The sequence below is a fragment of the Exiguobacterium sp. s70 genome (genome assembly GCF_018618315.1).
Lineage (GTDB): Bacteria > Bacillota > Bacilli > Exiguobacteriales > Exiguobacteriaceae > Exiguobacterium > Exiguobacterium chiriqhucha.
Map to the genome: position 1 here is coordinate 1 of NZ_JACSLV010000013.1, position 5,669 is coordinate 5,669.

The following is a 5,669-nucleotide window of genomic DNA, read 5'->3' on the forward strand; positions in this document are numbered from 1 at the left end:
GCTCTTTAAAAATGACGAAGCTTGCGCTTCATTCAAAAATTGTAAAACTTTTTTTGCCTCATCGTTCAGTTTTCAAAGTTCGTCTGTCGTTCTTGGCGACTTAAATATCTTAACAAGCTATCAACTAGAAGTCAATATCTTTTTTTCGATTTTCAAAACCGCTCTCGGCGACGTCTATTAATATATCAATAAAACTTTAAATACACAATAGCTTTTTTAGAAAAACTTTAAATTATTTTTCATTTCAATTGTCTATCGCTTCAAATCTCTTCATATAATTCTAGTTCCTTCATTATATAGAGAAAAAATGCTCGATGTATTTGCTAGAGTGATTCAGCATAGAAAAAGGCGAGATGGAATATCTCGCCTCACGACCTTAAGTTAGACAGTGAAACATTGCGTCGCTTCGCTTCTTTCAAATAAAAGAAGTATAGGGCTTCCGCTTGTTTTACTTGGGCTGCTAACTCACCGGTATCTTCGATGCTCACTTCAAGAATGTGACGTTTCGATTCGTACTTCGCCTTAGCATCTAACAACTCCGACAAAAACCTTTGATCGTAACCATAGCGTAAAGGTTTACGAAACCACTTCATAGTTCCCGTCGACCTTCCATCGCTCTAGATAATGTCACTTCATCTGCGTATTCCAAATCGCCACCCACGGGCAACCCGTGAGCAAGACGTGTTACACGGATACCAGTCGGTTTTAAAAGTCGAGATAGATACATCGAAGTCGCTTCCCCTTCAATGTTCGGGTTAGTTGCCAAAATGACTTCACTAATCGCTTCATTTTCTTGGAGACGTGTTAACAAACTCGAGACGTTAATGTCTTCAGGACCAATTCCTTCCATCGGACTAATCGCTCCATGCAAGACATGATACTTCCCGCGGTACTCTCGCATCTTCTCCATCGCAATCACATCTCTAGAATCTTGAACGACACAGACTACCGTCTCATCACGATGCGAATCTGTACAAATTGCACATGGATCAACATCTGTAATATGTCCACACACCGTACAATATTTAATATCACGTTTAGCACTGACAAGCGCCTTAGCGAACGTCAATACATCGTCTTCTTCCATATCAAGTACGTGGAACGCTAGACGGATAGCAGTTTTCGGACCAATGCCCGGCAATTTTGTAAAGCTTTCAATCAAACGTCCGATCGCTTCAGGGTATTGCAACTCGCATCTTTCCTTTCTTCACTTAAAAACCTGGAAGGTTCATCCCTTGCGTAAAACGTCCCATTTTATCATTAACTAGTTGGTCAGCTTGTTTCATCCCGTCGTTGACCGCTGCCAACACAAGGTCTTGCAACATTTCGACGTCGTCTGGATCCACAGCATCTTCAGCAATAATGACATCAAGCACTTCTTTATGTCCGCTAACGACTACTTTAACCATGCCGCCGCCTGCTGTACCTTCGACCGTTAAGTCTTTCAACTCTTCTTGAGCTTTCGCCATATCTTTCTGCATTTTCTGCATTTGCTTCATCATGTTGTTCATGTTTCCCATTCCACGCATGTAGAGCGCCTCCTTTTAAACTTCTTCAATTTCAACGACGTCACCGAAACGTTCGAGGGCCTTTGAGACAAGTGGATCTTCTTCCTCCACTTCCTCTTCCTTATGATCCGAACGTTCAGCTTGTTTACGAAGGATGAACTCATTCTTCAACTCAACCCAATCGGTCTCGAGTACAGCCATGATTTCTCGACGAATCCCCGTCACTTCGAATAAGGCTTGTTCAATCACGTCTCGCGTGCGACCGTTCGAGCTAACCTGCTCGTAATGCCACGTCATCCCATCTTTAAATTGTACCAGTAAGGTGTCACTAGCACAAAGCACAGCCTCACTCTCATAGAACAGTGCAAAAATCGGACCATCTTGCGTGCGAATGTTCCCCATGATGTCTTCCCAACTATCACGGATTGCGTTTAAGTGTTGGCGTTCCGCTCGTTGCAATAATTGACGAATGCGTTCTTTCGGGACTCGAATTTGAGTTCGCTTGGCAACTTTCGGTTTCTCCGCTGTTGCTTCCGCTGCAGGGACACCCGTTTTCTTGACTTCATTCAACTCGCGACTCAGTTCACGGACCTGCTCTTGAAGTTGTTTCATCTGCTCTGTCATCGTCCGTCCTTGTTCGGCAATCCGAATAAACGTTAATTCAACTAAGACTTTCGGATGGTTCGATAATCGCATCTGTTGCTGACAGTCATTCAACTCTTCAATCACTTGGAACAGTTCGTCCGTCGACGTCGCTTCAACAAATTGTCGGAACGTCTCTGTCGGACGGGCGCGTTCGAGTAAATCGACCGCTTGAGGTGAAGCCTTTAATAGTAAGGCATCACGATGAACGAACACGAGATCTTCAATGAATCGCTTCAAATCCTTACCTTCACGAAGCATCGTTTCCAACGTACTCAAAATTTGATCGAGTTGCTTCTGTTGTAAGCCATAAGCCATATCAAGTAGAGCATCGTCCGTTACCGCGCCGGTCACTTCTAGAACAGCGTCTTCGGTCAAACGGCCATCGCTAAAAGCGAGTGCTTGATCGAGTAGGCTGAGTGCATCGCGCATCCCACCGTCGGCAGCACGAGCAATCAGCTTGAGCGCCTCTGGATCATAGTCATAATCTTGATCGTTCAAGATATATGCCATACGTGTTTGCAATTGACCGACTTCATGCCGTTTCACATCAAAGCGCTGGCAACGTGAGATGATAGTTGCCGGAATTTTATGCGGTTCTGTCGTCGCCAAAATAAAGATGGCATGCGCCGGTGGTTCTTCCAGCGTTTTCAATAAGGCGTTGAACGCCCCAGTCGAAAGCATGTGCACTTCATCAATGATATATACTTTGAAGCGCGCTTGAGAAGGCGGATATTTGACTTTATCCCGAATTTCTCGAATCTCGTCGACCCCATTATTTGAAGCCGCATCGATTTCAAACACGTCCGGGCTCGTCCCTTCCGTGATTGCGATACAAGTCGGGCATGTGTTACACGGTTCTCGTGTGGGTGCTGTCTCGCAGTTGATAGCTTTCGCGATAATTTTCGCCAAACTTGTTTTCCCGGTCCCTCGTGGACCCGAGAACAAATAGGCATGTGACATTCGTTCCTCAAGCAACGCATTTTGAATCGTACGTGTGATATGAATTTGACCGACAACCTCTTGGAACGACTGCGGACGATAAACCCGATACAACGCTTGATACGCCATGTCCCCGCCTCCTTTCTTCCTTACATTCTCTATTTCATCATACAAAAAAATCTACAACCCTGGGGCCGTAGATTGAAGTTATTAAATAAATCTGCCGCGCACCGATTTCTGAAAGCACGTCAATGTGCGTTACTCATGCAGTTTGCTCGGCCCAAGCACCCCTGCGGCACACGGTACGTCACCACTTAAGGCTGCTTCCTTCCGGACCTGACCTGGTTCATGGGTGACCGTTGCGCAGGACTCAGACGTCAACGCCACTTACACGAGGACAGGCCACACCAATGCACTCCCTCGAATCGGGATTCAGTCTCGCTATAGCGGATTGCGAGTTACAGGGCACCGCTACCTCCCCGCCTAGCACGGCAAATGGGTAAATGAAGTTAGGCACTACGTTGAGTGCTATTACATTATACTGTTTAATCAGATGGGTTGCAACCTCTCTGTTCAAGCCGCGCCTGCTTCTTCCTTTCTCTAAGGTTTCGGAAGAAAATCGTTAGCAACTCCCCACACTCTTCTGCTAAAACATTTTGTGTCACTTCGGCTTGGTGGTTGAAGCGTTCGTCTTGAACGAGGTTCATGAGCGTACCGCAACACCCTCCCTTCGGATCATGGGCACCAAAGATGACACGCTTCACGCGAGACAGCACGATGGCCCCCGCACACATCGGGCACGGCTCTAACGTGACGAACAGTTCGCAATCCTCCAAACGCCAATTGCTGAGCGCCTGGTTCGCCTGTTCAATCGCAATCATTTCGGCATGGGCCGCTGCCAATAAGTCCGTTTCTCGGCGATTATGACCCGCGGCAATCACTTCATCACCTTTAACGATGACGCATCCGATCGGGACTTCGCCGATTGCTTCCGCCTTCTTTGCTTCTTCTATGGCGAGCCTCATAAATCGTTCATCTCGTTCCATATACACACTCCGTTTCTGATTACTTATTATGAAAAAAAATGAAAATCATTTCGCTCGCCCTATCCACTTCATTGTATGCTAGAATGGAACTTGCACTTTGGATAATGGAGGATGACATCATATGTTTATAACGGTAGAGGGACCGATTGGTGTCGGGAAAACGTCACTGGCCCATATCATCAGTCAGCACTTTTCAATGCAGATGCTGAATGAAATTGTAGAAGAGAATCCGTTTCTCGGCAAGTTTTACGAAGATATCGACGAATGGAGCTTTCAGACGGAAATGTTTTTCCTTTGTAATCGCTTCAAGCAATTAGACGATATCCACAAACACCACTTGAGTCAACAGCAATCCGTCGTTTCGGACTATCATATTTTCAAAAACTTGATTTTTGCCCACCGTTCCCTGAGACCAGCTCATTTGAACAAATATGAGCAAATCTATAAGATTTTGACACACGATATGCCAAAGCCTGATGTCGTCATCTACTTACACGCCAGCATCGAGACGTTAATGAAACGTGTCGCCTTGCGTGGACGTGAAGTAGAAGAGAATATGTCTCGCGACTACCTCGAACAGCTCGCCCGCGATTATGAAACGTTCATCGAATCATACCGCGCGACACACCCCGAAGTGACGATTCTTTCGTTCAGTGGAGATGAACTCGACTTCGTCCAAAACCCGGACGATTTGACGCACGTCCTCACAACGATCGAACGTGAATTAGAATTGACTAAAGGAGCACAAATCAAATGACGCTGAATGAAAAATACAACATTCCGAATGACACGATCATCACGATCGGTGGAATGGTCGGAATCGGTAAATCGACAATCACGAACTCACTTGCCGATGCCCTCAACTTCCGAACTTCACTTGAGAAAGTAGATACGAACCCTTATCTCGATAAATTCTATCATGACTTCGAGCGTTGGAGCTTCCACCTTCAAATCTATTTCTTGGCTGAACGCTTCAAAGAACAGAAGAAGATTTTCCAATACGGCGGCGGCTTCATCCAAGACCGTTCGATCTATGAAGATACAGGAATCTTCGCCAAAATGCACTACGAAAAAGGGACGATGTCTCCAACTGACTACGAGACATACTCGAGTTTGTTTGAAGCGATGGTGCTGACACCGTTCTTCCCGCATCCTGACTTGCTCATCTATCTCGAAGGTTCGTTCGAGCAAGTGCTCGACCGCATTCAAATGCGCGGACGTGAGATGGAGCAACAAACACCAATTACGTATTGGGAAGAAATGTACGCGCGCTATACGGAGTGGATCAACAACTTCAATCTTTGCCCGGTACTTCGTCTCTCAATCGAAGAGTATGACTTGATTAACGACCCAAACTCGGTCGAACTCATCCTTGAAAAAATCGAGAAACAATTGACGATCGCTCGCGAAGCGAAAGTCAGATAAGTAAAGAAGGTGCACTGTAGACTGACCTAGCGAAATGAGACACTAATAAAAACACCTTGATTAGGCTGCCATCCCACCGTATTTTATCGGTGTGAGGTAGCCTAAT

The 5,669-nt window shown here is 45.8% G+C and carries 7 protein-coding genes and 1 other RNA gene; 2 read left to right on the top strand and 6 right to left on the bottom strand.

Annotated elements, in window-relative coordinates:
- Positions 1–368: 368 nt before the first annotated feature.
- From KNP84_RS15025 to tadA, 6 genes are all read right to left on the bottom strand, one after another.
- Positions 369–593: a YaaL family protein gene (locus KNP84_RS15025; protein ID WP_021065284.1), complete on the bottom strand. Its 225-nt coding sequence runs from the start codon at positions 591–593 to the stop codon at positions 369–371.
- Positions 590–1,189, bottom strand: a complete 600-nt coding sequence (recR, locus tag KNP84_RS15030; protein WP_021065285.1) for a recombination mediator RecR — start codon at positions 1,187–1,189, stop codon at positions 590–592. The genes KNP84_RS15025 and recR overlap by 4 nt, the downstream gene beginning before the upstream one ends.
- Positions 1,190–1,211: 22 nt before the next feature.
- The gene (locus KNP84_RS15035) at positions 1,212–1,529 is read right to left on the bottom strand and encodes a YbaB/EbfC family nucleoid-associated protein (protein WP_021065286.1); all 318 of its coding nucleotides are present in this window, start codon (positions 1,527–1,529) and stop codon (positions 1,212–1,214) included.
- Between the two features lie 15 nt (positions 1,530–1,544).
- Positions 1,545–3,221 carry a DNA polymerase III subunit gamma/tau gene (gene dnaX / locus KNP84_RS15040; protein ID WP_021065287.1) on the bottom strand — a complete coding sequence of 559 codons (1,677 nt, stop codon included), beginning with the start codon at positions 3,219–3,221 and terminating at the stop codon, positions 1,545–1,547.
- Between the two features lie 94 nt (positions 3,222–3,315).
- An RNA gene (ffs, locus tag KNP84_RS15045) (signal recognition particle sRNA large type) lies at positions 3,316–3,584 on the bottom strand.
- 53 nt (positions 3,585–3,637) lie between these two features.
- Positions 3,638–4,138 carry a tRNA adenosine(34) deaminase TadA gene (gene tadA, locus KNP84_RS15050; protein ID WP_058765163.1) on the bottom strand — a complete coding sequence of 167 codons (501 nt, stop codon included), beginning with the start codon at positions 4,136–4,138 and terminating at the stop codon, positions 3,638–3,640.
- Positions 4,139–4,259: 121 nt separating this feature from the next.
- Here tadA and KNP84_RS15055 point away from each other — a divergent pair, with 121 nt between their 5' ends.
- Both KNP84_RS15055 and KNP84_RS15060 read left to right on the top strand, forming a co-directional pair.
- Complete coding sequence (locus KNP84_RS15055; RefSeq protein ID WP_021065289.1) at positions 4,260–4,895, top strand: deoxynucleoside kinase; 636 nt, start codon at positions 4,260–4,262, stop codon at positions 4,893–4,895.
- Positions 4,892–5,563: a deoxynucleoside kinase gene (locus KNP84_RS15060; protein WP_021065290.1), complete on the top strand. Its 672-nt coding sequence runs from the start codon at positions 4,892–4,894 to the stop codon at positions 5,561–5,563. The genes KNP84_RS15055 and KNP84_RS15060 overlap by 4 nt, the downstream gene beginning before the upstream one ends.
- The last annotated feature ends 106 nt before the right edge of the window (positions 5,564–5,669 follow it).

Bases quoted from the DNA above. Each gene is read 5' to 3' on its own strand.
- KNP84_RS15025 (WP_021065284.1), bottom strand. From the start codon at position 593: ATGAAGTGGTTTCGTAAACCTTTACGCTATGGTTACGATCAAAGGTTT.
- KNP84_RS15035 (WP_021065286.1), bottom strand. From the start codon at position 1,529: ATGCGTGGAATGGGAAACATGAACAACATGATGAAGCAAATGCAGAAA.
- dnaX (WP_021065287.1), bottom strand. From the start codon at position 3,221: ATGGCGTATCAAGCGTTGTATCGGGTTTATCGTCCGCAGTCGTTCCAA.
- tadA (WP_058765163.1), bottom strand. From the start codon at position 4,138: ATGGAACGAGATGAACGATTTATGAGGCTCGCCATAGAAGAAGCAAAG.
- KNP84_RS15055 (WP_021065289.1), top strand. From the start codon at position 4,260: ATGTTTATAACGGTAGAGGGACCGATTGGTGTCGGGAAAACGTCACTG.
- KNP84_RS15060 (WP_021065290.1), top strand. From the start codon at position 4,892: ATGACGCTGAATGAAAAATACAACATTCCGAATGACACGATCATCACG.